We start from the raw sequence: 26685 nt of genomic DNA on the forward strand, positions 1-26685 counted from the left end.
AAAATTTAACATTGACCTTCGGTATGAGCAAATTGCTTGAAAACCTCTTTGAGCTTAGCAAAAGAAATACGAACATCAAGATTGAATTCGTCGCTGGGGTTACTACATTTATGACCATGTCTTATATAATTTTTGTTCAACCGGTTGTTTTATCTCACGCTGGAATTGATTTCGGGGCGGGGCTTATTGCAACTTGCGTTGGTTCTGCGATTGGATCAGTGATAATGGCTTTGCTTGCTAACTATCCGATCGCTTTAGCTCCTGGCATGGGGCAAAATTTTTTCTTTTCCTATACCGTTGTTGGGAGCATGGGATTTTCTTGGCAATCCGCTCTTACAATCGTTTTTCTTTCTGGCGTTTTGTTCAGTGTGCTTTCACTTGTAAAGTTAAGAGAAGCAGTTCTTGATGCGATGCCTAAAGGTTTGAAGCATTCAATTGCAACTGGGATCGGGCTTTTCATCACTTTGATAGGTTTTATTCAAGCAGGAATTATAAAGATTAATTCAGGGACAAATTTACCACAGCTTGGTGAGATTCATAGAATTGAGGTTTTGATTTCTATTTTCGGTTTGATTTTTACATCTGTTCTTTTGGCTCGTGGCATAAGAGGGGCAATTTTAATTGGGATATTTTTCTCAACGATATTGGCGATTATTTTGGGAGTTATAAAGTTTGAGGGCAAAGTTATATCGTTGCCAGAGGTGAAGGAAAGCGCGATTTTAAAACTTGATTTTTCAAATCTTTTTGATATCACTTTTATTGTTGCTGTCCTTGTTTTTCTTTATATGGTTTTGTTTGATACTGTCGGCACACTGATAGGTGTTGGGCAGGCAGCTGGACTTGTGGGGAAAGATGGAAAACTTCCAAAAGCTGAAAGGGCACTCTTGTCAGATGCTCTTGCAACTACATTTGGGGCTTTGTTGGGGACATCAACAGTGACTGCTTACATAGAAAGCGCATCTGGCGTTGCGGTTGGTGGGAGAACGGGTTTAACAGCAATCTTTGTCGCTTTATTTTTCTTAATTTCGCTTCTTTTCTATCCCATTGTTAAGTTGGTTGGTGGTGGAGTTGAAGTTTCCGCTGGTTATGTTCTTTATCCAATTACTGCACCAGCTCTTATCATTGTAGGAAGCTTAATGGTAAAACCTATTGTCAATATAAATTGGGACGATATAACTGAGGCGATCCCTGCGTTTATTATGATGCTTGGGATACCATTGACATTTAGCATTGCCGATGGGATCGCTCTTGGATTCACATCTTATGTGATCGTGAAGTTATTCAGTGGAAGACATAAGGAAATAAACTGGATAATAATTGCTTTGACATTCGTTTTCCTGGCGAGATATATCTTTCTTGCTTTAAAATAAACTGGAGGTGGTATTATGGCTTATCAAATTGAAGTAAAACAAATAAAGCCATTTCCAGTTGCGGAATTTGAAGTCACTGTTTCAGGAAAATCTAAAACAATGCACATCGTGTCCGTTGAAGAAAATTATTTCAAGAAATTAACAGAAGGAAAGATAACCGTTGAGAAGTTTGTTTATTTATCCTTTGAATTTTTGCTTGATCGCGAGCCAAACACATCAATTTTAAGGCAATTCAACATTCGCGAGATAAACCATTACTTCCCCGAGTTTGAGAGCGAGATATCAAAGATGTTTTAGGCTAAATTTTGAAATCTTGCTTTATTTTCTTATCTTAAAGCAAAATTTAGAAGCAAATTTATTCGGAGGTTAAAAATCATGGTTCTTCTATTTCAGGCGCAACCAGATGCTACGAGCAGTTTGATCAGCACGATTATAATGTTCGTTGCGATCTTTTTGATTTTCTATTTTTTGATAATAAGACCGCAGCAGAAAAGAGCCAAGGAACATCAAAAACTTATTGAGTCGTTGAAAAAAGGCGACAAAGTTATAACTTCAAGTGGAATTCACGGAAAAGTCGTTGGACTTGACGACAGAACAGTTTTGCTTGAAGTTGATGAAGGTGTAAAAATAAAGTTTGAAAAGGCAGCTATAGCAGTTGTCACTCGTGAAGGTCAAGGTTAATTCATATCTTTAAAATCCCTTAATTATTTTCTGATGGGACAGAGTTAATCTGTCCCAAATTTTTTTATAAAAGGATCTCCCACACGAGATTAGAAACCGCTTGAAATATAAATCTACACGAGGTGAAATATGATGCCAGGTGAAAAATTTAATACGATAGAGGAAGCAATTGAAGATATACGAAATGGGAAAATTGTGATAGTTGTTGACGATGAAGATAGGGAAAACGAAGGCGATTTTATAGTTGCTGCAGAAAAGGCGACACCTGAAGTGGTTAATTTTATGGCAAAATATGGGCGTGGTTTGATTTGTGTTGCTATAACTGAACAGAGAGCACGCGAGCTTGAATTTGAACCGATGGTTGAATTTAACACATCAAGACATAACACAGCTTTTCTCGTAAGCGTTGATTACAAAAAAGGAACAACGACAGGAATCTCTGCCTTTGACAGGGCGAAAACAATTCAAGCGATAGTTGATCCAAATTCAAAGCCTGGGGATTTCGCAAGGCCTGGACATATCTTCCCACTTCAAGCGGTGGAAGGCGGAGTTTTGAGAAGGGCAGGACATACAGAAGCGGCAGTTGATCTTGCGCGACTTGCTGGATTATATCCGGCAGGTGTATTATGTGAGATCATGAACGACGATGGGACAATGGCAAGAGTCCCAGACCTTTTCAAGGTTGCGAAAAAATTTGGATTGAAAATTATAACAATAAAAGATTTAATAAGTTATCGCCTCAAAAGTGAAAAACTGGTTAGAAAAATTACCACAACGAAGCTTCCTACGAAATATGGCTTCTTTGAACTTCATCTCTATGAAAGTTTGACCGATGGAAAAGTCCATGTTGCCCTTGTTAAAGGGAAAGTTGATGATGGTGAACCAGTGCTTGTCCGTGTTCATTCTGAGTGTTTAACTGGCGATGTTTTTGGCTCATTTAGATGTGATTGCGGAGATCAACTTCATTCCGCAATGAGGATGATAGAACGCGAGGGAAGAGGAGTTTTGCTTTATATGAGACAAGAAGGTAGAGGAATTGGACTTGTTAATAAAATCAAAGCTTATAGATTACAGGACGAAGGTAAGGACACAGTTGAAGCAAATGAAATGCTTGGGTTTAAACCTGATTTAAGAGATTATGGAATCGGTGCCCAAATACTTGTTGATCTCGGCGTCAGAAAAATGAGACTTCTTACAAATAATCCCAAAAAAATAGTTGGGCTTGCCGGATACGGGCTTGAAATCGTTGAGAGAGTTCCAATAGAAATCCAACCAAATGAAATTAACATTAACTATCTTAGAACAAAACGAGATAAGCTTGGACATTTAGTGTTAATGGATGAGAAAAATAAAAGTGAAGGCAAATGAAACTTGCATATCCCGAAATACTTGATGTTGGACAGATAAAAAAAGTTTTAGACCGGGCGATTGCAAGAGGCGGGGAATTCGCAGAAATCTATTTTGAATATAGAGTTGAAACGACGATAAATTTTTCAGAAGATAAAGTGAAAAGTTTAAGTTATGGGATCTCACCTGGGCTCGGTGTAAGAGTTATCTCAGGTTCAAAGACTGGCTACGCATATACAAATGATTTTAAATTTGAAAAAATTTTGGAAGTCGCAGAGGTTGCTTCATACATTGCTAATGGTGAAGCAAGTTTCAAAATCGCTGATCTTGAGAATAAAAGAAGTGTAAAGCCAAATTTTTCATCCGACAAACCAATTTATCTTCTTGATATTGATCAAAAAGTTGAATGGCTTAAGCGGGCAAACGATTCAGCAAGAAGTTATGACGCTCGGATAAAACAAGTTGATATAAATTACCAAGAGAGCATCAGATATTTTTGGATTGCGAATTCGGAAGGAATTTTCGTTGAAAGTGAAGATTCTTTGTTTAGAATTTTTATAACTTCAGTAGCAATTGATAATGGATTGCGTGAAATGGGCATAAGTTATGTGGGTGGAAGATATGGATATGATTATTTGATTGAACATTCGCCAGAGAAAGCAGGCATTGAATCAGCAAGCCAAGCTGTTTCAAAATTAAATGCAAAGCCAGCACCAGCTGGAAATTTCCCTGTTGTAATTAAATCAGGTTGGGGCGGAGTTCTTGTCCATGAGGCCGTTGGACACGGGCTTGAGGGTGATTTCAATAGAAAAGGGATATCAGTTTATTCCGGAAAAATAGGTCAAAAAGTTTGTTCTGAACTTGTCACAATTATTGACGATGGCACTGTTCCTAACTCAAGAGGTTCACTTGCGATTGATGACGAAGGAACACCTATGCAAAAAACCGTATTAATAGAAAACGGAATTTTAAAGGGATACATGCTTGATAAGTTAAACGCAAAACTTATGAATCTTGAATCAACAGGCAACGGTCGGCGTGAATCATATAGACATTATCCATTGCCGAGAATGCGAAACACTTACATTGATGCCGGAAAAGACGATCCCAATGATCTGATAAAGAGCGTTAAGTTCGGAATATATGCGAAATCTTTAGGCGGAGGTCAAGTTGATATTGTAAGTGGAAATTTCGTGTTTGAAATAAACGAAGGATATTTAATAGAAAATGGTGAAATAACATATCAAATTCGTGGCGCAAATTTAATTGGGAATGGACCTGATATTATGAAGAAGGTTATCGGCGTTGGAAACGATCTTGAAATTGAGAAAAGGACAGGAACATGTGGGAAAGATGGACAATATGTCCCAGTAGGAGTTGGGCAACCAACCATCCTCGTAAGTGAAATAACAGTCGGCGGGACACAGGTTTGATGAAGATGATCGCTTCAAAAATTTCTCTTTTGCTCTTTTTATTCTACGGTTGCAATTTTATTGTCAACATCAAAGATGAAATGATAAAGGAGAGAGTTCAAGCATACAAAAAGGGTTTCAATTTCGTTTCGTGGAGACGGACCGAATATGGCTCAGAGCAAGCGCGAACTTCGTTTGACACTATGGCGACATCTGGAGCGAATTGGGTTTCGGTTGTTGTGACGCTTTATCAAAAGAAGTTGAATGACACGGTGATCATAGAAGATATAAACCGAACACCGAGCGTATATTCAATTTCGCAAATAATTCAATATGCACATTCAAAAAATTTTGGTGTTATGTTGAAGATTCATGTTGATGTTTATGATGGAACTCCGAGAACGAAAATTAAACCTGTGGATGTTGGCGCGTGGTTTAGAAATTATTCAAGATATGTTTTAAATTATGCAAGGATATCTGAAATGCTTGGGGTTGAGATGTTTTGCGTTGGAACAGAACTTGCTTCGCTGAGCGCAGAGAGAAAACTTTGGTCGGATTTAATTGATAGCGTCCGCAAAGTTTACAACGGAAAGATAATTTACGCTTCAAATTTTGATGAATATAGAAATGTTTCTTTTTGGGATAAGGTTGATTATGTAGGCATAGATTTTTTCGCTCCGGTGTCAAATAAACTGGATCCCGTTTACGATGAGCTTGTCCTCGGATGGCAACCGTATTTAAACGATTTGAAAAGTTGGTATACCGAAAATCACAAAGATAAAAAGTTGATTTTCACTGAAATTGGTTATCCTTCAACTGATGGAGCGAGCATGAGGCCTTGGCAAAAAGGCACAGTTGTTGATTTTGCGGAGCAAAGTTTATGTTATCAAGTTGCGCTTGATGTGATTTCACATATTGATTTCGTTGATGGTGTGTTCTTTTGGAATTGGGATGCGGATTTAAAAGATGATTCCTTGAAAACGGGTTTTTCTCCGTATAGTAAACCAGCTTTTGAAGTTGTTAAGAAACACTGGTTAAAACAACAGCAGATTTTAAGTAAAAACAAAATTAATTGACTCAAAATGATGGGCGACAGAAATGATGTAATCTATCTATCAAGGGAAAAGTACGAGGAACTTAAAAAAGAATTATCTGAGCTAAAAACAAAGGGCAGGGCAGAAGTAGCAAGGAAAATTGCTGAAGCAAGATCGCACGGCGATCTTTCTGAAAACTCGGAATATGAAACGGCGAAGCAAGAACAAGAAATGCTCGAGCTGAAAATTCAGAAACTTGAAGAAACACTTGCCAAAGCAAAAGTTATAGATACGAAAAATCTACCGAACGATAAGGTCTATCTATACTCAAAAGTTAAAGTTCTTAATCTCAATACAAATCAAATCATTGAATACACGATCGTTTCATCGCAGGAGGCAAACTCGGCAGAGAAAAAAGTTTCTGTTCAATCGCCGATCGGAAAAGGATTGCTTGGAAGACAGGTTGGAGATGTGGTTGAGGTAAAAGTTCCAGCTGGAATTGTGAAATATAAAATACTTGAGATAAACAGATAATTTAAAAGTTTTGTCTTTGTCCATCACCGTTTTTGAATTAAGTGAAAACTAAAATGGGGATCCCTCTAAGTTGTGGATCCCCTTAATTTATTCTTTAGCGGATGCTTTTCTTAATCTGTCCATTATTGCAAGACCAAGTCCGACTTCTGGAACTTCTTGTGCATAAATCACATCAACATTTGAATCATCAAGCCGATGGAGCGCCGAAAACAAGTTGGCAGCAGCTTCAACTAAATCACCGCTTTCAGACAATATCTCAATATGTTTCGCTTTAATTTTTAAGTCAGTTTTCTTGAAAAGTAGAAGACCAAGGTTTTCGGAGGATTCCTTTATCTCATCAAATGATTTAAAGATTTTAACAGGGGTTCTTGGTGAATAGTGTTTTTTAAGTTGCCCAGGCGAAAGTATTTTTTCGGCTCTTGTTTGAATTATAACTTTACCTATGACTTTTTCTATTTCTTCTATTGGAAGTCCACCTGGGCGAAGAATTTTTGGCTCGTCGTCAATTAACGATAAAACAGTTGATTCAACACCTATTGGAGTTTTCCCTCCGTCAAGAATTAAGTCAACTTTATCGCCAAGCATTTTTTCAACATGTTCAGCGGTTGTTGGGCTGATATAACCAAATGGATTTGCACTTGGTGCAGAGATCGGGGTTTGAGCGTTTTCAATTAGCGCAAGCGCAACGGGATGAGAAGGCATTCTAATAGCAACGCTTGGAAGACCAGCGGTGACGATGTCGGGAACGATGTCTGACTTCGGCAAAACCAAAGTCAAAGGACCTGGCCAAAACTTTTCTATAAGTTTTTTGGCTCTTTCATCTACTTTTGTTGTGAGATTTTCAAGCCACTCAATTTTAGAGATGTGAACAATAAGTGGATCAAAGGCTGGCCGTTTTTTGACTTCAAAAATTTTTGCAACCGCATATGGATTCAAAGCGTTTGCACCAAGCCCGTAAACTGTTTCAGTTGGAAATGCAACTAATCCACCTTCTTTTATGATTTTCCCAGCAAGTTTTATGTTTTCTTCAGTTGCTTTAACTCTCATCGGTCAAAAATGCTTAAGTTTCTGAAATCTTTTCATTTGTCTGCCAAATTTAAAATTTTCGGAATGAAATTCGCAAAAAATTTTTATTAACTTTTAATCATTTTCCTCTGGCACGAGCTTTGCAATATAAATTTACAGAAAATTTTTCAAGTTTTATAAAAAAATAAAAACGAGGTGGAAAACTATGCCAAAAATTGTTGGGATTGATCTTGGAACCACAAACTCTGTCGTTGCAGTAAAAATGGGAAATGATGTCGTTGTTATACCAACATCTGAAGGTCCAAGGACGCTTCCATCTGTTGTTGCGTTTACTAAAACGGGTGAGCGGCTCGTTGGACATCCTGCGAAAAGACAGGCGATCACAAATCCGGAGAATACGATATATTCAATAAAAAGATTTATGGGAAGATTCTATGATGAGGTGATTGAGGAAGCAAGGCGAGTTCCGTATAAAGTTGTTCGTGGTCCGAATAACACAGCGAGAGTTCAAATTGGAGACAGGGTTTATTCACCACCGGAGATTTCAGCGATGATTTTGCAAAAATTAAAACAGGATGCAGAAGCTTATTTGGGTGAAAAGATAACGGATGCGGTTATAACTGTCCCAGCATACTTCAATGACGCACAGCGTCAAGCAACTAAAGAAGCAGGTGAAATTGCGGGATTGAATGTCAGAAGAATAATCAACGAGCCAACCGCAGCAGCTCTTGCTTTTGGGCTTGACAAGAAAGGTAAGCAAATGAAAATCGCAGTTTTTGACCTTGGTGGTGGAACTTTTGATATCTCAATTCTTGAAATTGGTGAAGGTGTCTTTGAAGTCAAAGGGACGAGCGGCGATACACATCTCGGTGGAGATGATTTTGATCAAAGGATAATTGATTGGATAGCGGAGGAGTTTTTGAAGCAAGAGGGAGTTGACCTTCGCAAAGATCCGATTGCTTTGCAAAGATTGAAAGAAGCTGCAGAAAGAGCTAAAATTGAGCTTTCAAGCCGACTTGAAACAGAGATAAATCTTCCATTTATCACAGCGACCAACACTGGACCTAAACATTTGCAAATGACTTTGACAAGGGCAAAGTTTGAAGCATTAATAGATGATCTTTTGCAGAAGCTTATTCCACCTTGCGAAGAAGCTTTGAGAAGAGCGAAGTTAACGGTTAACGATATTGATGAGGTTATTCTCGTCGGTGGTTCAACAAGAATTCCAAAAGTCCAGCAAATCGTTCGTGATTTCTTCAAGAAAGAACCGAACAAGAGCGTCAATCCAGATGAAGCAGTTGCAATTGGTGCTGCGATTCAAGCTGCTGTCCTTGCTGGCGAAGAAAAAGATATTCTATTACTTGATGTCACACCACTTTCGCTCGGTGTTGAAACGCTTGGTGGAGTGATGACTGTTTTAATCCCTGCAAATACAACGATTCCGACAAGAAAGACCGAGATATTCACAACAGCAGCTGATAATCAAACTTCAGTTGAGATCCATGTTTTGCAAGGTGAAAGACCGATGGCAAAGGATAATAGATCGCTCGGTAGATTTATACTTGATGGAATACCACCGGCTCCGAGAGGAGTGCCACAAATTGAAGTTACATTTGATATAGATGCAAATGGAATTTTACATGTCACCGCAAGAGATAAAGCAACAGGTAGGGAACAAAGCATAAGAATAACAGCGTCAAGCGGATTAAGCAAAGAAGAGATAGAACGAATGAAGCGAGAGGCTCAAGAACACGCTGAGGAAGACAGAAGAAAACGTGAAGAAGCGGAACTTAGAAATCAAGCTGACAACCTCGTTTATACAACACGCAAGCAATTGCGTGAAATAGGTGATAAATTACCATCCGACTTGAAGAGTAAAATTGAAATGAAGGCAAATAAACTTGAAGATTTGATCAAAACGAACGCACCTATCGCTGACATAAGAGCTGGTATGGATGATTTAACTCGTGCTTGGAACGAAGCTTCAAGTTATCTATATCAACATGCAACTTCTGGAACTAGCTACGGAAGTGGTTATACAGGAGGTACTTCTCAAGAGTCGGAAGCGAAGAAAGATGTTAAAGACGCTGACTATGAAATAGTTGACGATAAAGATAAGAAAGAGAAGAATTAAAAGATTCAACAGAGGCGAGGTTTTAACCTCGCCTTTTTTGTTGAATTATGAATACGTCTGATTTTTAAAAACATTCTTGCTCGCTTTTTCTGTTAAAATTCCAACACATAAAATAGTATACTTTAAACAGCGTTTTGATTTTTTGCTAAACAAAAAGAAAGGAGGTGAAAGTAAATGAATTGGAATAAATTCACGATAAAATCGCAAGATGCAATTCAAAAGGCGATGCAAATTGCATCCGAGAAAAGTCATCAGGTGATTGAACCTGAGCATCTACTGCTTGCATTGATTGAAGATGAAACTGGTCTTGTTAATTCAATTATAAAGAAAATCGGCGGAAACATTCAATACATCAAAAATAAACTAAATCAATCAATAAGCCGATTTCCTCAAGTTCAAGGAGCTGGGCTTGGGAATCAGTATATATCTCAAAGTTTGATGAAAGTTTTTGATGATGCGTTAAGAGAGGCAAATCAGTTAAAAGATGAATATATAAGTGTTGAACATCTTTTGATAGCTCTTGCCGAAAACAAAAACAACGACGCTGGAAAAATCCTTGCTGAACAAGGTATAACCAAAGATGCAATTCTTAAGGTAATGAGAGAAATTCGTGGCTCGCAAAGAGTTACAGATCAGAATCCGGAAGATAAATATCAAGCATTACAAAAATATGGAAGAGATTTAACTGAATTAGCACGGCTTGGTAAGCTTGATCCTGTGATTGGCCGAGATGAGGAAATCCGTCGTGTTATGCAGGTCTTGTCAAGAAGGACGAAAAATAATCCTGTGTTAATCGGTGAACCGGGCGTTGGTAAGACAGCAATTGTTGAGGGAATTGCACATAGAATTGTCCAAGGTGATGTACCTGAACCGTTGAAAAACAAAAGAATTTTCGCACTTGACATCGGTGCGTTGATCGCAGGGACAAAATATCGTGGAGAGTTTGAGGATAGGTTAAAAGCTGTTTTACGTGAAATTCAAGAATCAAACGGTGAAATTATTCTTTTCATTGACGAGCTACACACAATTGTTGGAGCTGGCGCAGCTGAGGGCGCAGTTGACGCAGCAAATATGTTGAAACCGGCGCTTGCCCGTGGAGAATTGCATGCAATTGGTGCAACTACGATTGATGAGTATAGAAAACATATTGAAAAAGACCCAGCGCTTGAGAGAAGATTTCAACCGATTCTCGTTGAAGAACCATCGGTTGAAGATACGATTTCAATTTTAAGAGGTTTGAAAGAAAAGTATGAAGTGCATCATGGCGTTAGAATCACGGATGCAGCGATCGTCGCAGCTGCGCAATTGAGCCATAGATACATAACCGATAGATATTTACCTGACAAAGCGATTGATTTGATAGATGAAGCAGCGTCAAAGTTAAGAATAGAAATTGATTCAATGCCCGAAGAACTTGATGAAATTGAAAGAAAAATTAAGCAACTTGAAATAGAGCGAGAAGCAGTAAGGCGAGAGCTTGCTTCAAATTACGCAACTGATATTGACAAAAAAGCAACACAGAGAAAGCTTGAAGATATTGAGCAAGAACTTGCATCTTTGCGTGAGGAAAGAGATCGCCTCAGAGCCCATTGGCAAACTGAAAAGGAACTTATAAAATCAATTCGTGAGATGAAAGAACAAATTGAAAAAGCCAAAATTGAAGCTGACAAAGCAATGAGAGAAGGTGATTATGCTAAAGTTGCAGAGTTAAGATATGGTGTAATTCATTCGCTTGAAATGAAACTCAAAGAGACAACTCAAAAATTAGCTGAAGTCCAAAAGGATTTAAGAATGTTGAAAGAAGAAGTTGATGCAGAAGACATCGCTGAGATAGTTTCAAAATGGACAGGAATACCTGTTCAGCGAATGCTTGAAAGCGAAAGAACTAAACTACTTCATATGGAGGAAAGATTGCATGAAAGAATTGTTGATCAAGAGGAGGCAGTAAGAGCCGTAAGCAACGCAATTCGCAGAGCAAGAGCTGGACTTCAAGACGAAAGAAGACCAATTGGTTCTTTCTTGTTCATAGGTAGCACGGGCGTTGGGAAAACAGAGCTTGCGAAAGCGCTCGCTGAACTTTTGTTTAACGATGAAAATGCGATGATAAGAATTGACATGTCTGAGTATATGGAAAGATTTTCCGTTTCAAGGTTAATTGGTGCACCGCCTGGTTATGTCGGATATGAGGAAGGTGGTCAATTAACAGAAGCAGTTAGAAGAAAACCTTATTCGGTCGTTTTACTTGACGAAATTGAAAAAGCGCATCCAGAAGTATTTAATATATTGCTTCAGGTCCTTGAGGATGGAAGATTAACCGATAGCAAAGGTCATGTCGTTAACTTCAAAAACACGATCATAATTATGACTTCAAACATCGGCTCGCATATAATCCAGGAGAAGATGGCGAAGATGACTGATGAAAACAGGGACAAAATTATGGAGGAATTAAGAAACGATTTGATGCAAATTTTAAGACAAACAATAAGACCCGAATTTCTGAATAGAATTGACGAGATAATTTTCTTCAAACCGTTGACTAAAAATGACATACTGAAGATAGTTGATTTACAGATCAAGCAAGTTAACAAGCGACTTGAAAAGAATAACATGAAGATTGAACTCACAGATAAAGCAAAGATATGGCTTGCTGATATTGGATACGATCCGACCTATGGTGCGAGACCTTTGAGAAGAGTTATACAAAAGCATATACTTGATCCGCTTGCGGAAAAAATCCTTGCGGGTGAATTCATGAACGGAGATACAGTTGTTATAGACATTGACTTTTACGGAAAACCCGTTTTCAACAAGAAGGTTGAAGTTGAGGTCGTATAAGAAAGCGGGGGAGCAAATTCCCCCGTTTTTAGTTTATTTCAAATTTCATACTCAATTGACAAATTGAAATTTCTTATCGGTGCAAGATTACCGACGATTTCAACATAGTTGTATTGTAAAAGGTTGTTCACATTTGCAAAAATTTTAAGCTTTCTAAAGTCAAAGCCTAACCTTGCATCAACAACATATATTGGAACCCTTGCTTCTGCATCAGGAACGATAAGTTTTAAAAGTTGGTCTATTCTTTCATACTTACTTATGAACCTGAAATCAAAGCCCATATGGAAAATTTTGTAATTCAAATTCGTATTTGCATAAAAGATATGTTTTGGTCTGTATTTCAAGATTGCATCCTCGCTTAAATCCCATGGGAATAGATAAGTGTATCCAATTGAAAAGTTCAAAAAAGATGTTGGAAATAAATTGATTCCAATTTCCGCTCCTTGAATCCTTGCCTCGGTCACATTTTTAAAAATAATTTTCCCATCAATGTCAAACACAGGTTCTATCAAATTCCAATAGTGATTCCAAAACAGCGAAAAATCAATCATCGCTAAAGAATGTATAAATCTTGACCCAACTTCAAATGATATTGCTCTTTCTGGTTTTAAAGATGGATTTGGTTTAATTGTAACTCCAGCTGCTGTAGTGCTTGTGAATGCTTCGCTTATCGCTGGGGCTCTAAAACCAGAGCCAAACGATGTCCTGAAATTTAATGCGTTGCTGATTTTGTAAATTGCGCTAAATTTTGGATTTATTTGCCCAGTGTATTTTAAAGAGTCAAGTTTATATAAATCATTTCTCAAGCCAAGCGAAATTGAGAAACTCTCGGAAAGTTTAATGTCGTCTTGAAGATATATAGCAACTGAATGTGAGTTTCTTTTTCCAAAGAGTGATGATTTAACATCATTGTAAATTAGATCAAGCCCGAAGATCAAATAGTTTTTATCGTTTGGTTGGTAATTGATTTGTATTTCTGAATTTATGAAGCCTGCTGTGCTTCTATTCTGAGGTGTTAGATTATCGTTCCATTTGTTTCTGAAAAATCCTAAACGAGCTAAATAAAAAAGACGATCGTTTAAAATTCTTTTATATTGTGCAAATGTGACAAATCTTTCAGAATTTACCCTTGATCCAAGGTCCTCGTCTCTTGGTCTAAGTGCGTTTCGTAAGTTCTTCCAATAAAAGAAAGTTTCATTTTTCTGACGAATGTAGTTGAAAACAAAACTCAAGTTTGAGTAAGGGGAAAAATTATATTTTGACTTTGTAAATAAGTTCCACCTGTGATAATTTTGATTCTGTTTATATCCTTCATCAATGCTTCGTTGTATGTGAATAAGGGAGGAGAGGTTTCCAACGGAAAAGTTAAAAGATGCAAAGCCACCGTAGTAAAATCTATTTTTTGGGCTCCATCTCCATTGAGGATAATATGGTTTGTCATACATTCCAAGGTATGTTCGGAATCTGAAGGATTGTTTTTGTGTCGTTTCTTTCGTTATAACATTTATAACTCCGCCTATCGCATTTGATCCGTAAAGAGCTGAGCCAGCTCCCTTTACTATTTCAATTTTCTCAATTTGCCAAACTGGGATCGCTTCCCAAATAATTTCTCCTGCATCGCCTGTTAAGAACGGCATACCATCAAAAAGAAGTAAAACCCTCGTTCCAGTCCCACGACTATATCCACTTGAACCGCGAATGTTCACTTGATATTGGATCATATTAACACCAGGGACATAGCGAAGTATATCATCAATTTGAAGATTATTTCTATTTGAAATCATCTCAGATTCAACCACATGAGTGCTTATAGGGATTTCGCTTAAAATTTGTTCCCTTCTTGTTGCTGTTACAATTATTGGTTCTGTTGTATATGCGGTTGGTCTTAATTCAACGATTAAGTTCGTTTCTTGTGAAGGTAAAATTTCAATTTTTTCTCTCTTGATTTCATAACCTATAGCAGAAAACCTGACGGTGTATTTACCAGTTGGAATGTTTTTAATACTAAATTTCCCTCTCTGATCCGTAGCTGTTCCGAGGAATGTGTTTTCAATTATAACATTTACTCCAAAAATTGGTTGTTTTGTTTCTTCGTCAAGCACTGTTCCTGATAAATTACCCATTTTGGGCTGTTGTGAGAAAAGATGTGAAGTTGTTAGAATCAAAAGTAAAAGAAACTTCATTTTTCAATCTCAATTTGTTTTGTGATTAATAGCCCAATTATTTCGGATAATTTAAATGGTTGAGGTGGTGGATTTCTAAAATCACAAACTATGTTGATTCCACGGATAAATCTACCAGGGGGGATATAAAGTGGTGTTGGGATTGTATCGGACTTGGTTGTGTCGTAAACACCAATTGCTTTCCAATCAGAAAATATGTTTGCACCATATTGAAGTGCTACGACGATATATTCCCATCTTCCAGTATCAGCTAGAACTTCATACTTTGCTGAATCAACTCTCCTTGGCAATGATTGGCTGAACTTTGCTTTTCCTTCTATTACCTCGCTTATTATGTTTTTAGGTGGATAATTTCTGAAAGCGACGACCCTTAGATCATAAATTGTGTCTGGCCATGTCCCTTTGAAATAAACAATTCCTCCGAAACCTGGCTCCTCATATTGTGTTGAGGTATCAACTTCTGGTGGTTTCAATCCGTGATCGCATGAGTAGAACGAGAGAAGAAAAAAGATGATAAAAAGTTTAGCTCGCATATTTGCAAAACTTCGTTTGTTTTTTTATCTTTTAAAAGTCAAAAACAAAAACTTAATTTAAATGGCAAAGATAAAGGAGAAGAAACCGAAGACAGTTTTACAGAGGAACGAGATCCCATTTTCAAAGAAAAATTTCGTTGTTATTATCTTAGGTGTCGTTTTGATTTTCATCGGCTTTTATCTAATGATAATTGGTGATGTGGACGATTTCATTGCGATTACGCTTGCGCCGATTATTCTGTTTATTGCGTATGTTTTGATCATACCATTTGGAATTTTGAAAAAGTTCAAAAACGAAAAAAGTTAACCTTTTTTCACACTTCTTCCGAGCTTTTCTTCAACGCTTCTAACTTTGCTTTCTAATGCTCCAGTTCGACCTTTTCGGTAATCTACTTTGATTGTTATTGATATCCTGTTGCAATCTTCTTTAAGTGCTTCAAAGCATTTTTTTATTGTGTTGAAGACATCATCCCATTCGCCTTCAACTATCGTACCCATTGGTGTTAATTTGTATTCAAGTCCGCTTTTCTCAACTATGTCAATACATCTTGCGACGAATTTGCTCACGCTTTCTCCTTGTCCTATAGGTGTCATACTAAATTCACAAAGGAGCATTTTACCTTTTCAATTTTGTTTTGATTTGAGATTGATATAATCTTCGTATAAACTTTTTATGCATTCGGTGCAAAAGTAATAAAGTTTTTCTATGCCAATTGCTCGTTCAACGAGATTTTCCTTTTCAAAAAATCTACCACAGAGTGTACACTTTGCGCGGGTTGAATATGGATTGACGCTTCTTTCCTGTTTAAGGATAAGACCATAACCATAAAAAATTGCAAAGATAACTATCAAAACAATAACGGCAATTCCAATAAAACCGACCATTTGGATTATTTCTCCTTCTTTATAACATATTTTTCGTAAATTTCGCGAAGTCGCTTCATTGAGAGCGAATCAAGGTCTTCGTCATCTTTGTGCCTTTTTAAAAGCATTTCAAAATCATACTTGTCTTTTCCTTTAAGTCGGTAAGATATTCTGTTGAGTTCCTCAATCATCTTCTTTTGCTCTGCGTATGTTGCCATGTTTTTAAAAATCATTAAGTTTTAAAACGAATATGTCATCCCTAAAATTAAGGTCATCGTATCAAAGTTAACCCTTGGTCTAAAAGGTGCTTGATCAATTTGGATAGTGTATCCGCCGTAATTTATAAATTTTTCTGTAAACTTATTTTCCGTTTCAACCATCGGATCACGAAATTTTAACTCAACTCTTGCTCCGAACCTTTCGCTAAAATTATACATCACCCCAGATATTACTTGAATTCCAAGGTTAATAGGAGATTTTTGAATTTTACTTTTAACATTCAAAATTGACTTTGTGAAATCACCTTTATATGCACCAAGACCACCGCCGATGTAAATGTTCCATCTTTGAGAGCTAAAAGGTGCAACGAAAAATAAACTCAATTCAGCGATGTAAATTCTAAACCTATCTTCAACAGGAATTCTTACTACTTGGTTTGATATGCGGCGTATCAAAAAATCTTCAACTTTTTTATCCACAACTTCTAATGAAAATCCAAGTAAATATCCGTCTGTAAATTCATATCTGAAATCTGCCGAGATCCCAATCCACCCGTTGATCTCTTTTGAAAGGTTTCGTATCCCTCTATCGTTTGAAATCACATTTGGATATACAAATGCGGAGAGAATATAATTGAAATTTACGCCGATGGTTTTGTTTGGCTGGGAGAGCAAGAAATCAGTAAGCAAAAAAATTAGAAAAGTCAAGATTTTAATGCTCTTTGAATGCATGATCTAGTTTTAACATTCTTTGAAAGCAAGACCCCACCTTAAAATGGTGGGGCAATTAAAATCTATTGTTCAAAGTACAAAGAGCGGTTGTCAACAATTTTAGAATTCTTTTTCAAGTTATCAAGCCAAATGAAGAAAATCGTGTTTTTCTTCTCGTTGTAAATCTGTTCCTTAAGCATATCATATTGAGATTTATAAGCGGATGAATCAAATGGCGTTTTATTCACGAGCTGGACAAGATATATATTTGAGTTCCCTTTTATTGGTTGCGATATTTGACCTGGTTTCAAATCAAGAAGCTTTCCGAGGACATTTTCGTCAGTGCCGATTCCTGGAATTCCACCTGAAAGAGTAAAACCAGAAGCTGTTTTTACCTCAAGCGTAGAATCAAGTTTAACTATAGCATCAAGCCCGTCCTTTTCATTAAGTTTATTTCTCAAATTTGCAATATATTCAAATGCTTTATTTTTTAATTTTTCTCGTCTTACTCTGACTTTTAGCGCTTCTTTGATTTCTTCAAATGGTCTTATTCCGGCTTCTTTGATTTCTGCTATTGTGAAAACTGCGAATCCATCTCTGAGTTTGAAAACTGGACTTACAGCGCCAATTTTATTTGAGAATGTCCAATCTAAAATCGTTTTATTAAATCCAATTCCAGGGATTGGTGAATCTTTTGTAAATGGTGGTGTTGTTTTAATTTCAAGCCCAAGGGCTGAAGCTTCTTGAACGAAGTTTTCCCCTCTAACTGTGTGTGAAAAGTCCTCCGCACGTTTTCTTTGTGATTCTATCGTTTCTGAGCTTGCTCTAACGCTTAACTTAAGATCTGCGATTTTAAGCTCGCGGTTATCTTTTGCAACAACTTTGATAATATGCAAACCATATTGAGTTCTCACTGGACCAATTATCTCGCCGGGCTTTGCTTTGAAAACTGCTTCTTCAAATTCTTTTACCATTCTGCCTTTTCCGAACCATCCAAGGTCTCCGCCTTTTCGTGCGGTTGCTTGATCAGCGGAGAAAGTCGCAGCTAGATTTGCAAAATCATCGCCTCTTTTTGCGAATGAGAGAACTTCCCTGGCTAAATTATATGACGCCACCGTATCGCGAGTAAGTGGTATTAAGATGTGGCTTGCTCTTACAAATATATCCGTCCCTTTTCGTTCATCAAGGATTTTAATTAAATGGAATCCATCACTTAATTTCAAAGGACCGACAATTTCCCCGACTTTTTTATCCCATATTTCGTTTTCAATTTCGGGCATAAGTTCACCATGCTTGAAAAATACATCCGAGAAAGGTGTTTCAGAGTAATTTTTTACAAGTTCAATGAAATCAGCGCCTTGCAATGCTTGCTGTTTGAAATTTTCAAGTTCCCTTAAAACGGAAGCGGAATCCTCTGATGAAGGGGCATCGGAGAAAACGACATATTTTAATCTTCTTGTTTCCTGAACTCTGAATTCATCTTGATGATTTCGGTAATACTCTCTGATTTCATCATCTGTTGGTTCGGTTATGCTGTTTGCAAACTTATTTGGATCAAGCGAAACATATTTTATCTCATATCTCGTGTTTTGTTTTTCAAATCTTTCCCTTATTTCTCCTTCGCTTACCCGAATGCTAGCAAGGATTCGGCTTTGAAGTTTTTCGGTTAATTTCTGAGCTCTTAAAAACTTTTCAACCTCAATCCAAAACTGCCTCGCTTCAGGTGTTGTTGCTTTTAAAGCTCTTTCAAGAAGTGTTCTATCTAAATTTCCAAGTGAATCAACGAAATTTCTTTTAACTACCTCGGGAAGCGTTTCAGGTGAATTCAAAACCCAATCGGTTATTTCATCATCGGTTACTTTTATTCCAAGTTTTCTTATTTCCTGTTCTATGAGTTTTTTTGTGACAAGTTGTTCCCAGATCTGATTTCTTAACTGCTCAAGCATGAACTCGTCTGGCTCGCTTCCGGTCCTTTGTCTATAGTTTTCAATTTCAAATTCAAGTGCTTGATTGAACTCTTGATAAGTTATTTCCTCACCATTGACTTCACCTATGGGTTCATAAGGGTTTTCTCTTTGATGTCGTCCTGTTATATCCATTCCCCAATCCAGGACGATCGTAAGAAGAAATAAAAACACAAGTGATAAAAGTATCACAGGAAGATTATTTCTCATTTTAGCCATTACAGGCATGGTGCGTTTTTCACCTCAAATTGTTTTTAAATTTTTGATAAATTTAAGCGAAAAGGGTTTAAAAATCAAAAGACGATTATGTGGCTTTATTATAGAGATTTGCGGCAGTCCAAGGGCAAAATTAATAGTTGACTTTCAATGTTTTTTAAATCAAATGCAGAATGTTTTCAACCCTTTATATTTCCTATCGGTCTTAAGGCTGCAACTTTTCTGGAGATTCCAGCTCTATCAACTGCTTCAACGACATCTGATATGTTTTTGTAAGCGGCGCCTGCCTCTTCCACGAGACCTGACTTTGAAGCAGCTCTTACATATATTCCGCGTTCTTCCATCTGTTTTACGAGTTGGTTGTAACTTATCTCTTTTTTGGCTTTATGTCTACTCATTGTTCTACCGCTACCGTGGCAAGTTGAGCCAAATGTTTCTTCCATAGCTCTTTTAGTTCCAACGAGAAGATATGAACCAGTTTCCATTGAGCCTCCGATGATAACAGGTTGACCAGTATCTCTATAGATTTCAGCAAGTTCAGGGTGTCCGGGTCCAAATGAGCGAGTTGAACCTTTCCTATGGACAAGTAATTTTTTAATTTTACCGTCAATTTCATATTCCTCTGCTTTTGCGATGTTATGCGCAACATCATAAATAAGATGCATTTCAAGGTCTTCGGCAGATTTTTTGAAAACTTTTTCAAAAGCTTCCCTTACCCGATGCAAAATAACTTGACGATTAGCGAAAGCCATATTTGCAGCACAGAGCATCGCTGAATAATAGTCCCTGCCTTCAGGAGAATCAATTGGAGCACAAGCAAGCTCTTTATCAAGAAGCGGAATTCCATATTTTTTCATCGCATCAAGAAAAACTTTCAAATAATCAGTTGCTATCTGATGGCCAAATCCGCGCGAACCGCAATGAATCATAACAACGATTTGCCCTTCTTGCTCAATTCCGAAAGCATTTGCAACATTTTGATCAAAAATTTTATCAACAACTTGAATCTCAAGATAATGATTTCCTGAGCCAAGGGTTCCAAGCTGATCTATTCCACGCTCTCTTGCTTTATGGCTTACCTTTGATGGATCAGCGCCTTTTATAGCGCCGTGCTCTTCAATTCTTTCAAGATCCTCTTTCCAACCGTATCCGTGTTCAACGCACCAGCGCGCACCTTTTACCATCACCTCATCAAATTGTGAATTTGATAACTTAACAAATCCAGTTGCTCCGACTCCGGTTGGGACTGTTTGAAATAGCAGGTCAACAAGTTCTCTTAGTTTAGGTTTGACTTCTTCAATTGTCAAATTAGTTTTAACAAGTCGCATTCCACAATTAATGTCAAAGCCGATCCCACCAGGTGATATCACGCCGTTTTCAAAATCAAACGCAGCTACTCCACCGATCGGAAAGCCATAACCCCAATGGCCATCAGGCATACAGAGAGCGTATTTTTGAATTCCCGGAAGACAAGCGACATTTGTGACTTGTTCAAATACTCCTTCATCCATTGAATCAAGAAGTTGTTTAGTTGCGTAAATTCGCGCTGGGACACGCATTCCTTTTTTATATGTCTCAGGTATTTCCCAAATTACTTCAGAAATTCTTTTTATCTCCTTTGGGGCTGGCATTTTCTGCTTGAAGGTTTTGTTTTTGAATTTTGCGTTAATAATTTACAAAAAATTTTAAAGTAATTCCAATGCACTTCACATTTGCTTAAGTTGCGATCCTTATTCTGACGGTAGGAAGGATTCTAACTATTTCTTTACATCTCCTTCGTTTCTTGGCTATGGCAGACGATACAGGGCTTTTTCCAGTCAAAGTTTTCAAAGTCAAAAACCAGAGCATAAGTTAAACCCTTATCCGTCCACGAGAGTATATTAAAACCATCTCGTGTATCAAGGTAGAAATCAATTTCTTTAAAATTTACCTTCCTTTTGCCGTAAGGAGTTGCACTTTTAGACGGAGCAACAAACAAGGTCATTGGACGATTGTCCATTTCATAAGATACAAGCGCAGCATAGTCATTATTTAAAGCAACAAGTCGTGCCCCCTTTATGCGATAGGGTTGATTTGAAGGATCAGGATAACGCGGAAGCCGAAAATTAAATTTTAATTTACCATTGAACCAATTTGAAATCTCTGTCTCTGAAGACGACACTACTTCAAGTGGAAGTTGACCATTGACTTGACGCATGTGATTCTCAACGGCGATTTTAACAAAATCGGTGCGTTCTGAATGGAAGTAAATAAAAGATATTGTGATGATTAAAAGAATCGCAATTATGCCGGCAAAAGCGATGTATTTTATAGTTTTTCTTCTTTCTGGTTTGAATCTTTCAATTTGTTTTGTGAGTTCCGTTTTGAAATCTTTGGATTGAATTTTTACCTCATCTTTTAGGGCTCTTATTGAATCAATGAAATCACGCTGTTGCTTTAGAATTTTTGTGCAATCTGGGCATTCTTTTATGTGTTGTTTGAAAAGTTCAAGCTCATCGCCAGCAAGCTCACCATCAAGGTAAAGATTAATCCATATTTTGATTGTTTTGTGATCTATCATTACTGCTTTTTTTCGTAAATTTTTAAAAATGTTTCTTTAAGTTTTTCTCTTGCCCTGTTTAATCTTGACATAACTGTGCCAACAGGGCAGTTTAGAATTTTTGAGATCTCGTTATAAGAAAAATCTTCAAAATACCGCAAGACAAGAATTTCTCTATAGGCATCTGGCAACTCATTTAAAGCTCGCATCAAAATCTGACGCACTTCATTATTAATTAACAATTCCTCTGGATTTATATTCCACTCATCACAAACATCTTCTATTGTTTCGTCAAGCTGAACTGGGGAAATTTGGCTTCTTTTTCTTTGATTTATCCATAAATTTCGCATTATCGTAAATAGCCAAGCCTTCACATTTGAATTTTCGTCAAGTGAGTTCATATTTTTTAGTGCCTTGTAGCAGGTTTCTTGAACAAGGTCCTTTGCGTCTTCTTCGTTTCCGACCATCACAATCGCATATCGTAACAGTGAATCAATTGAGTTAATTATTTCTTTTTTAATCTTTTCAATCATAAATTGGCTTGGGTGAATTTTTCTAAAATAAAATAAAGAAAATTCACCTGTTTTAAAAATCAACAATTCAGGGATGACCTATGAAGTTAACGAAGCTTTTTAATGAATTTTTTGAAAGCGAAAAAACAAGTGGGTTTATTTTGATTGCTTGTACCGTCATCTCTTTGATATTGGCGAATTCTCGTTTCGGAAGTGATTATGTAAATTTATTTCATTTGAAATTTGCTGGTTTGACGCTTGAGCATTGGATAAACGACGGTTTGATGGCAATTTTCTTCTTGCTTATCGGTCTTGAGTTGGAAAGAGAAATTTATAAGGGGGAACTTTCAAACATCAAGGATGCACTTTTGCCGTTCTTCGGTGCAATTGGTGGATTATTGTTTCCAGCTGTAATTTACTTGATTTTTAATTATGGAACTGAAACTCAATCTGGCGTTGGGATACCAATGGCAACGGACATCGCATTTGCGTTGGGGGTTTTATCTTTACTTGGAAGCAAAGTTCCAGCTTCATTAAAAGTTTTTTTAACAGCATTGGCGGTAATTGATGATTTAGCTGCGATAATACTTATAGCAATTTTCTATACTAAAACGGTTGTTTTATTGAACTTGCTTATCGCTATAGGTATTTTTGCTTTACTTTTGCTAATTAACAAGTTGGGTGTAAGAGGACTTCATTGCTACATTATTGGAGGAGTTATAATGTGGTATTTTATGCTTCATTCTGGTGTACATCCAACTATAGCGGGAGTGTTATTGGCTTTTGCAATTCCATTTGACCTTGATGATGAGAAATCGCCTTCATATGCCTTGCAACATTTTCTACATAAACCTGTCGCGTTTATTGTCTTGCCAATTTTTGCCTTGGCAAATACTGCGATTGTTTTAAGTGGAGAGATTGAACGAAATTTCATTCAAAATTATGTAGTTGGGATTGCTCTTGGTCTTATTGTAGGAAAACCTTTGGGAATTTTTACATCAACTTTTTTATCTGTGAAGTTTGGAATTTGCAAGCTTCCTGAAGAGTTAAGTTGGAAAACAATTTTTGGGGCAGGGATTTTAGGTGGAATTGGATTTACGATGTCAATTTTTATTACTTTGCTTGCTTTTAGTGAGCCAACTATAGTAAACACTGCGAAGTTGACTATATTGAGCTCATCAACTATAGCTGGGTTGTTCGGATTTGTATTTTTGAATCGTGTATTGAGGTCGGATAGATAAGGGTGTGGAGCCGACGGGATTCGAACCCGTGACCTCCAGAGTGCGATTCTGGCGCTCTCCCATCTGAGCTACGGCCCCATTCAGGTGAACTCAGCATAAATTTATAAAGCGAAAATGGGAAAAACAAATTTGCCGTTGGAATAAATCTCCAGTTTTATTTGTCTTATTGAGTAGAAGAAGATGAAAAATAAAAAAGAAAGAAACCATGAGCGGATCAAAACATTTCTATCTGGGAATTTTATTTTTCATTGCCTTTGTTTTATCGTTCACATTTATAAGTGAAAAGCAAGCGAACTCATCCGCCAAAGTAACCTATCAAGTAAAAATCCCACTTGGAATTCCAAAAGATTTATGGGAAATGTTTATCCCGCCAGATAATCCAATAACTCCCGAGAAGGTTGAACTTGGTAGGAAGCTTTATTTTGACAAGCGTCTTTCGGTTGATAATACTGTTTCGTGCGCAACTTGCCATGATCCCAAGTTTGCATTTGCGGAAAATAAAAAAGTAAGTGAAGGAGTAGGAGGGAAGAAGGGAGCAAGAAATGCGCCAACGGTTTTAAATGCAATGTTTTATGAAGAACAGTTTTGGGATGGAAGAGCTCCAACCCTTGAGGAGCAAGCTAAACAGCCTATAATCAATCCAATTGAAATGGGCATGCCCGATCATGACGCTGTTGTGAAAAAATTAAAGGGAATCCCAGAGTATGTTGAAGCTTTCAGAAAGGTTTTTGGAGGGGAGATAACGATTGATAGGGTTGCGCAAGCAATCGCCGCTTTTGAGAGAACTCTCTTAACAGGTAATTCGCCATTTGATAGGTTCATTGCTGGTGATCAAAACGCTATAAGTGAGTCAGCTAAAAGAGGATGGCAACTATTTCAAGGTAAAGCGAGATGTATAACTTGTCATGAATTCAATCGCTCAAATCCATTCTTTACGGATAACAAATATCACAATATCGGTGTTGCGATGAATAGAGAAGGTTTCGCGGAGCTTGCCAGAAAAGCTGAAATGCTTGCAAAGCAAGGACGACTTGATAAAAGAAAGCTTGATGAGCTTGCGCTTGATCCTGCGTATTCTGAGCTTGGGAGATTTCTTGTGACATTAAATCCAAAAGATATTGGCGCGTTTAAAACACCAACGCTGAGAAATATTGAACTTACAGCACCATATATGCACGATGGAAGCGAAGCAACACTGCTTGATGTTATTGAGTTTTATAACCGAGGTGGAAATGATAATCCGAATTTATCAGGTGAGATGAGACCTCTTAATCTAACCGATCAGGAGAAACAAGACCTTGTTGAATTTTTGAAAACATTAACTGGTGAATTTCCGAAAGATTTCCCCGAAAACAAATAAACAAACAAAGGGAGGTGCAAAATTATGCCTAAAATGCCAAGTGAAAAAAAGGAAGAGCAGTATTTGAAAGAGCGAGAGGAATTTTTCAAAATGCTGCCTAAGCTCAACAGGCGACAGTTCTTGAAAGTTGCGATGGCTTCAGCTGCCGTTGCGCTTGCAAAGAATCAATTCCCACCGCATTCTTTCCAACTGGTTGAAGCGGTAGAAGCGAAGCAAGGAGGAACTGAGGTCAAGTTTAGATTTGCTTATATTTCGGATACGCATCTTTATGAAAGAAAACTTAATGAAAGATTTGTCCGCGCAGCTCTGAAGGCAGTTCAAGATGTCAACGCGCTTGATCCGCAACCCGATTTCGTTCTTTTCGGTGGAGACCTTGCTCAGCTTGGGCAAGCGGAGGAATTAAAGCTTGGGAAAGAAATTTTAAGCGAGCTCAAACCAAAAGTTTACATGATGGTTGGAGAGCATGACTGGTATCTTGACCTTGGTGAAAAGTGGATTGAACTATTCGGAAAACCATATTATTCATTTGATCACAAAGGTGTCCATTTCATCGTGTTGAATTCTGTCCTTGTTGATGACTATTGGACCGAAGCCAAGATGAGCCCAATGGACCGAATGAAATTCATGGCACAGCTTGATAATCCTAACGGGCGACCATTTACAGTTGGACGAGGTTATGGTGATGTTGGAAAGAAGCAATTTGAATGGTTAAAACAAGATCTTGCGAAAGTTTCAAGAGATACTCCAATCGTTGTGTTCTCGCATTCACCGCTTTACAAGTATTATAAACCATGGAACTTCTGGACGGATGATGCTGAGGAAGTTCAAGCGCTTTTGAGACCATTTAGAAATGTCACTGTTATCCATGGACATACACATCAGCCGGTATTTCATAGAATTGGGAACATAAACTTTTATGGTATGCTTTCAACAGCTTGGCCCTGGCCATATGCACCGACTGGACTTCCAAAGTTGACAATTAAAATGAACAGAGCAGATCCATTTGATCAATTTGATGGCACAGGCGATGGAACTGTGGAAGTCCTTGCAAATGGAAAGGCGAACAAGATTTATAATCTCTGGAGCAGAGAGCCAATGAAAGTAACAGCAAGATATCTTGAATCAGGTGGAAGGGAAGAAGTTCCACCACTTCCTATAGATCCATCGTTTTAAAAATAAAAATTTTTAAGGAGGAATTTTTATGAAGAAGACATTCATCCTCTTAGCTGTTTTTCTCGTAAGTGCATTTTTCAATACTACAAATGATTTAAGCGCAATTGAAAGTGAAGGCGACAAAAAAACTGAAAAAAAAGTTATAACAGCTTGCGATGGTGAAACTCAAGTTGTTTTGAATGATGTGGCAAAGGATGAAGTTATGTCAAGGGAGAAAGCTCAAGAAGTTGCAGCAATGCTTATGGCAACATATCAACAGCAAAAGAAATATCAGTCAACGAAATTTACAAGGAGAGATTCATTGATCTGGGATAGAGAGCTTAAGGCAATGATTGAAGAAGGATATAAATGGTTTCATGATCCATCGCTTGGAACAAATGGAATATCTTGTGATATGTGCCATCCGGATGCAGTTGATACGCATCCCGAAACATATCCGAAATTCCAAATTCAATTAAAGAGAATCGCTCTCCTTCGTGATATGATAAACTGGTGCATTGAAAATCCAATGGAAGGTAAGCCACTTAAAGAAGATGACCCACGAATGAAGGCAATGGAAGCTTATATCATTTGGGCTCGTGCGAAGCAAGACCCAAGACCAGAAGGTAAGATACTAAATCCCGGAAAGAGATAATTTGATATTTTATCTTTGAGCTACTTTTTTAAGGGGGGGATTGCACTCCGAAGAATTAAAGCCCCAGTGCAAACTGGGGCTTTTTGTTTAATAATCTTACACACCTGCTTAATATTAGCCATCTCCAAGATATGATAAAAGCAGAAAAACTTCATTTTTTCATA

Annotated in this window: 25 protein-coding genes and 1 tRNA gene; 14 read left to right on the forward strand and 12 right to left on the reverse strand. The window is 37.5% G+C overall.

What is annotated here, in order from left to right:
• Positions 1–23 precede the first annotated feature (23 nt).
• The 7 genes from NZ923_07700 (at position 24) to greA (ending at position 6378) form a co-directional block, all read left to right on the forward strand.
• Positions 24–1370 carry an NCS2 family permease gene (locus NZ923_07700; GenBank protein MCS7229898.1) on the forward strand — a complete coding sequence of 449 codons (1347 nt, stop codon included), beginning with the start codon at positions 24–26 and terminating at the stop codon, positions 1368–1370.
• A gap of 15 nt (positions 1371–1385) precedes the next feature.
• Positions 1386–1667 (forward strand): hypothetical protein, encoded by a 282-nt coding sequence (locus NZ923_07705; protein MCS7229899.1) that lies wholly within the window; start codon positions 1386–1388, stop codon positions 1665–1667.
• Between the two features lie 78 nt (positions 1668–1745).
• Positions 1746–2051 (forward strand): preprotein translocase subunit YajC, encoded by a 306-nt coding sequence (gene yajC / locus NZ923_07710; GenBank protein MCS7229900.1) that lies wholly within the window; start codon positions 1746–1748, stop codon positions 2049–2051.
• 132 nt (positions 2052–2183) lie between these two features.
• The gene (locus NZ923_07715) at positions 2184–3419 is read left to right on the forward strand and encodes a bifunctional 3,4-dihydroxy-2-butanone-4-phosphate synthase/GTP cyclohydrolase II (GenBank protein MCS7229901.1); all 1236 of its coding nucleotides are present in this window, start codon (positions 2184–2186) and stop codon (positions 3417–3419) included.
• A complete protein-coding gene (locus tag NZ923_07720) occupies positions 3416–4831 on the forward strand; it encodes a TldD/PmbA family protein (GenBank protein MCS7229902.1) in 1416 nt (471 codons plus the stop codon). The genes NZ923_07715 and NZ923_07720 overlap by 4 nt, the downstream gene beginning before the upstream one ends.
• Positions 4831–5886: a hypothetical protein gene (locus NZ923_07725; protein MCS7229903.1), complete on the forward strand. Its 1056-nt coding sequence runs from the start codon at positions 4831–4833 to the stop codon at positions 5884–5886. Before NZ923_07720 ends, NZ923_07725 begins: the two co-directional genes overlap by 1 nt.
• Before the next feature lie 9 nt (positions 5887–5895).
• Positions 5896–6378 carry a transcription elongation factor GreA gene (gene greA / locus NZ923_07730; GenBank protein ID MCS7229904.1) on the forward strand — a complete coding sequence of 161 codons (483 nt, stop codon included), beginning with the start codon at positions 5896–5898 and terminating at the stop codon, positions 6376–6378.
• An 87-nt stretch (positions 6379–6465) separates the two neighbouring features.
• Here the strand turns inward: greA and NZ923_07735 are convergent, their stop codons facing one another.
• The gene (locus NZ923_07735) at positions 6466–7425 is read right to left on the reverse strand and encodes an L-threonylcarbamoyladenylate synthase (protein MCS7229905.1); all 960 of its coding nucleotides are present in this window, start codon (positions 7423–7425) and stop codon (positions 6466–6468) included.
• A 184-nt stretch (positions 7426–7609) separates the two neighbouring features.
• Between NZ923_07735 and dnaK the strand changes: the two genes are divergently transcribed.
• Together dnaK and clpB are read left to right on the forward strand one after the other, a co-directional pair.
• A complete protein-coding gene (dnaK, locus tag NZ923_07740) occupies positions 7610–9538 on the forward strand; it encodes a molecular chaperone DnaK (GenBank protein MCS7229906.1) in 1929 nt (642 codons plus the stop codon).
• 174 nt (positions 9539–9712) lie between these two features.
• Positions 9713–12373 (forward strand): ATP-dependent chaperone ClpB, encoded by a 2661-nt coding sequence (clpB, locus tag NZ923_07745; protein MCS7229907.1) that lies wholly within the window; start codon positions 9713–9715, stop codon positions 12371–12373.
• A 38-nt stretch (positions 12374–12411) separates the two neighbouring features.
• On the opposite strand, the gene NZ923_07750 is transcribed toward clpB, so the two are convergent.
• Together NZ923_07750 and NZ923_07755 are read right to left on the reverse strand one after the other, a co-directional pair.
• Positions 12412–14538 (reverse strand): TonB-dependent receptor, encoded by a 2127-nt coding sequence (locus tag NZ923_07750; protein ID MCS7229908.1) that lies wholly within the window; start codon positions 14536–14538, stop codon positions 12412–12414.
• Between the two features lie 14 nt (positions 14539–14552).
• Entirely contained in the window at positions 14553–15089 is a 537-nt protein-coding gene (locus tag NZ923_07755) for a hypothetical protein (protein ID MCS7229909.1), read from the reverse strand.
• Between the two features lie 61 nt (positions 15090–15150).
• Between NZ923_07755 and NZ923_07760 the strand changes: the two genes are divergently transcribed.
• Positions 15151–15396 carry a DUF3098 domain-containing protein gene (locus NZ923_07760; GenBank protein MCS7229910.1) on the forward strand — a complete coding sequence of 82 codons (246 nt, stop codon included), beginning with the start codon at positions 15151–15153 and terminating at the stop codon, positions 15394–15396.
• Here the strand turns inward: NZ923_07760 and NZ923_07765 are convergent.
• From NZ923_07765 to NZ923_07800, 8 genes are all read right to left on the reverse strand, one after another.
• Positions 15393–15704, reverse strand: coding sequence for an MTH1187 family thiamine-binding protein (locus NZ923_07765; protein MCS7229911.1), 312 nt, complete (start codon positions 15702–15704; stop codon positions 15393–15395). The two genes, NZ923_07760 and NZ923_07765, sit on opposite strands and share 4 nt — an antisense overlap.
• Positions 15705–15713: 9 nt before the next feature.
• Positions 15714–15974 (reverse strand): hypothetical protein, encoded by a 261-nt coding sequence (locus NZ923_07770; protein MCS7229912.1) that lies wholly within the window; start codon positions 15972–15974, stop codon positions 15714–15716.
• 5 nt (positions 15975–15979) lie between these two features.
• Positions 15980–16171: a hypothetical protein gene (locus NZ923_07775; protein ID MCS7229913.1), complete on the reverse strand. Its 192-nt coding sequence runs from the start codon at positions 16169–16171 to the stop codon at positions 15980–15982.
• Between the two features lie 21 nt (positions 16172–16192).
• Positions 16193–16903: a hypothetical protein gene (locus NZ923_07780; protein ID MCS7229914.1), complete on the reverse strand. Its 711-nt coding sequence runs from the start codon at positions 16901–16903 to the stop codon at positions 16193–16195.
• Between the two features lie 62 nt (positions 16904–16965).
• Positions 16966–19074, reverse strand: coding sequence for a peptidylprolyl isomerase (locus tag NZ923_07785; protein MCS7229915.1), 2109 nt, complete (start codon positions 19072–19074; stop codon positions 16966–16968).
• A 167-nt stretch (positions 19075–19241) separates the two neighbouring features.
• Entirely contained in the window at positions 19242–20621 is a 1380-nt protein-coding gene (locus NZ923_07790; GenBank protein ID MCS7229916.1) for an RtcB family protein, read from the reverse strand.
• A gap of 206 nt (positions 20622–20827) precedes the next feature.
• Entirely contained in the window at positions 20828–21622 is a 795-nt protein-coding gene (locus NZ923_07795; GenBank protein MCS7229917.1) for a zf-HC2 domain-containing protein, read from the reverse strand.
• Entirely contained in the window at positions 21622–22134 is a 513-nt protein-coding gene (locus NZ923_07800) for a sigma-70 family RNA polymerase sigma factor (protein MCS7229918.1), read from the reverse strand. The genes NZ923_07795 and NZ923_07800 overlap by 1 nt, the downstream gene beginning before the upstream one ends.
• 80 nt (positions 22135–22214) lie before the next feature.
• On the opposite strand from NZ923_07800, the gene nhaA reads away from it, so the two are divergent.
• On the forward strand, positions 22215–23354 hold the full coding sequence (gene nhaA / locus NZ923_07805) for a Na+/H+ antiporter NhaA (GenBank protein ID MCS7229919.1): 1140 nt from the start codon (positions 22215–22217) through the stop codon (positions 23352–23354).
• A gap of 5 nt (positions 23355–23359) precedes the next feature.
• Here the strand turns inward: nhaA and NZ923_07810 are convergent.
• A tRNA-Ala gene (locus NZ923_07810) sits at positions 23360–23432 on the reverse strand.
• A 127-nt stretch (positions 23433–23559) separates the two neighbouring features.
• Here NZ923_07810 and NZ923_07815 point away from each other — a divergent pair.
• From NZ923_07815 to NZ923_07825, 3 genes are read left to right on the forward strand one after another with little or no spacing between them, the layout of a single operon-like run.
• Positions 23560–24714 carry a cytochrome-c peroxidase gene (locus NZ923_07815; GenBank protein MCS7229920.1) on the forward strand — a complete coding sequence of 385 codons (1155 nt, stop codon included), beginning with the start codon at positions 23560–23562 and terminating at the stop codon, positions 24712–24714.
• 33 nt (positions 24715–24747) lie between these two features.
• Positions 24748–25887 carry a metallophosphoesterase gene (locus NZ923_07820; GenBank protein MCS7229921.1) on the forward strand — a complete coding sequence of 380 codons (1140 nt, stop codon included), beginning with the start codon at positions 24748–24750 and terminating at the stop codon, positions 25885–25887.
• A gap of 28 nt (positions 25888–25915) precedes the next feature.
• Positions 25916–26521 (forward strand): hypothetical protein, encoded by a 606-nt coding sequence (locus NZ923_07825; protein ID MCS7229922.1) that lies wholly within the window; start codon positions 25916–25918, stop codon positions 26519–26521.
• The last annotated feature ends 164 nt before the right edge of the window (positions 26522–26685 follow it).

The sequence above is a fragment of the Candidatus Kryptonium sp. genome, from assembly GCA_025060635.1.
GTDB lineage: Bacteria > Bacteroidota > Ignavibacteria > Kryptoniales > Kryptoniaceae > Kryptonium.

What these genes read in the sequence shown, in the direction of transcription:
- NZ923_07700 (MCS7229898.1), top strand. Translation starts at nt 24, where the DNA reads ATGAGCAAATTGCTTGAAAACCTCTTTGAGCTTAGCAAAAGAAATACG.
- NZ923_07705 (MCS7229899.1), top strand. Translation starts at nt 1,386, where the DNA reads ATGGCTTATCAAATTGAAGTAAAACAAATAAAGCCATTTCCAGTTGCG.
- yajC (MCS7229900.1), top strand. Translation starts at nt 1,746, where the DNA reads ATGGTTCTTCTATTTCAGGCGCAACCAGATGCTACGAGCAGTTTGATC.
- NZ923_07715 (MCS7229901.1), top strand. Translation starts at nt 2,184, where the DNA reads ATGCCAGGTGAAAAATTTAATACGATAGAGGAAGCAATTGAAGATATA.
- NZ923_07720 (MCS7229902.1), top strand. Translation starts at nt 3,416, where the DNA reads ATGAAACTTGCATATCCCGAAATACTTGATGTTGGACAGATAAAAAAA.
- NZ923_07725 (MCS7229903.1), top strand. Translation starts at nt 4,831, where the DNA reads ATGAAGATGATCGCTTCAAAAATTTCTCTTTTGCTCTTTTTATTCTAC.
- greA (MCS7229904.1), top strand. Translation starts at nt 5,896, where the DNA reads ATGGGCGACAGAAATGATGTAATCTATCTATCAAGGGAAAAGTACGAG.
- NZ923_07735 (MCS7229905.1), bottom strand. Translation starts at nt 7,425, where the DNA reads ATGAGAGTTAAAGCAACTGAAGAAAACATAAAACTTGCTGGGAAAATC.
- dnaK (MCS7229906.1), top strand. Translation starts at nt 7,610, where the DNA reads ATGCCAAAAATTGTTGGGATTGATCTTGGAACCACAAACTCTGTCGTT.
- clpB (MCS7229907.1), top strand. Translation starts at nt 9,713, where the DNA reads ATGAATTGGAATAAATTCACGATAAAATCGCAAGATGCAATTCAAAAG.
- NZ923_07755 (MCS7229909.1), bottom strand. Translation starts at nt 15,089, where the DNA reads ATGCGAGCTAAACTTTTTATCATCTTTTTTCTTCTCTCGTTCTACTCA.
- NZ923_07760 (MCS7229910.1), top strand. Translation starts at nt 15,151, where the DNA reads ATGGCAAAGATAAAGGAGAAGAAACCGAAGACAGTTTTACAGAGGAAC.
- NZ923_07765 (MCS7229911.1), bottom strand. Translation starts at nt 15,704, where the DNA reads ATGCTCCTTTGTGAATTTAGTATGACACCTATAGGACAAGGAGAAAGC.
- NZ923_07770 (MCS7229912.1), bottom strand. Translation starts at nt 15,974, where the DNA reads ATGGTCGGTTTTATTGGAATTGCCGTTATTGTTTTGATAGTTATCTTT.
- NZ923_07775 (MCS7229913.1), bottom strand. Translation starts at nt 16,171, where the DNA reads ATGGCAACATACGCAGAGCAAAAGAAGATGATTGAGGAACTCAACAGA.
- NZ923_07780 (MCS7229914.1), bottom strand. Translation starts at nt 16,903, where the DNA reads ATGCATTCAAAGAGCATTAAAATCTTGACTTTTCTAATTTTTTTGCTT.
- NZ923_07785 (MCS7229915.1), bottom strand. Translation starts at nt 19,074, where the DNA reads ATGCCTGTAATGGCTAAAATGAGAAATAATCTTCCTGTGATACTTTTA.
- NZ923_07790 (MCS7229916.1), bottom strand. Translation starts at nt 20,621, where the DNA reads ATGCGTGTCCCAGCGCGAATTTACGCAACTAAACAACTTCTTGATTCA.
- NZ923_07795 (MCS7229917.1), bottom strand. Translation starts at nt 21,622, where the DNA reads ATGATAGATCACAAAACAATCAAAATATGGATTAATCTTTACCTTGAT.
- NZ923_07800 (MCS7229918.1), bottom strand. Translation starts at nt 22,134, where the DNA reads ATGATTGAAAAGATTAAAAAAGAAATAATTAACTCAATTGATTCACTG.
- nhaA (MCS7229919.1), top strand. Translation starts at nt 22,215, where the DNA reads ATGAAGTTAACGAAGCTTTTTAATGAATTTTTTGAAAGCGAAAAAACA.
- NZ923_07815 (MCS7229920.1), top strand. Translation starts at nt 23,560, where the DNA reads ATGAGCGGATCAAAACATTTCTATCTGGGAATTTTATTTTTCATTGCC.
- NZ923_07820 (MCS7229921.1), top strand. Translation starts at nt 24,748, where the DNA reads ATGCCAAGTGAAAAAAAGGAAGAGCAGTATTTGAAAGAGCGAGAGGAA.
- NZ923_07825 (MCS7229922.1), top strand. Translation starts at nt 25,916, where the DNA reads ATGAAGAAGACATTCATCCTCTTAGCTGTTTTTCTCGTAAGTGCATTT.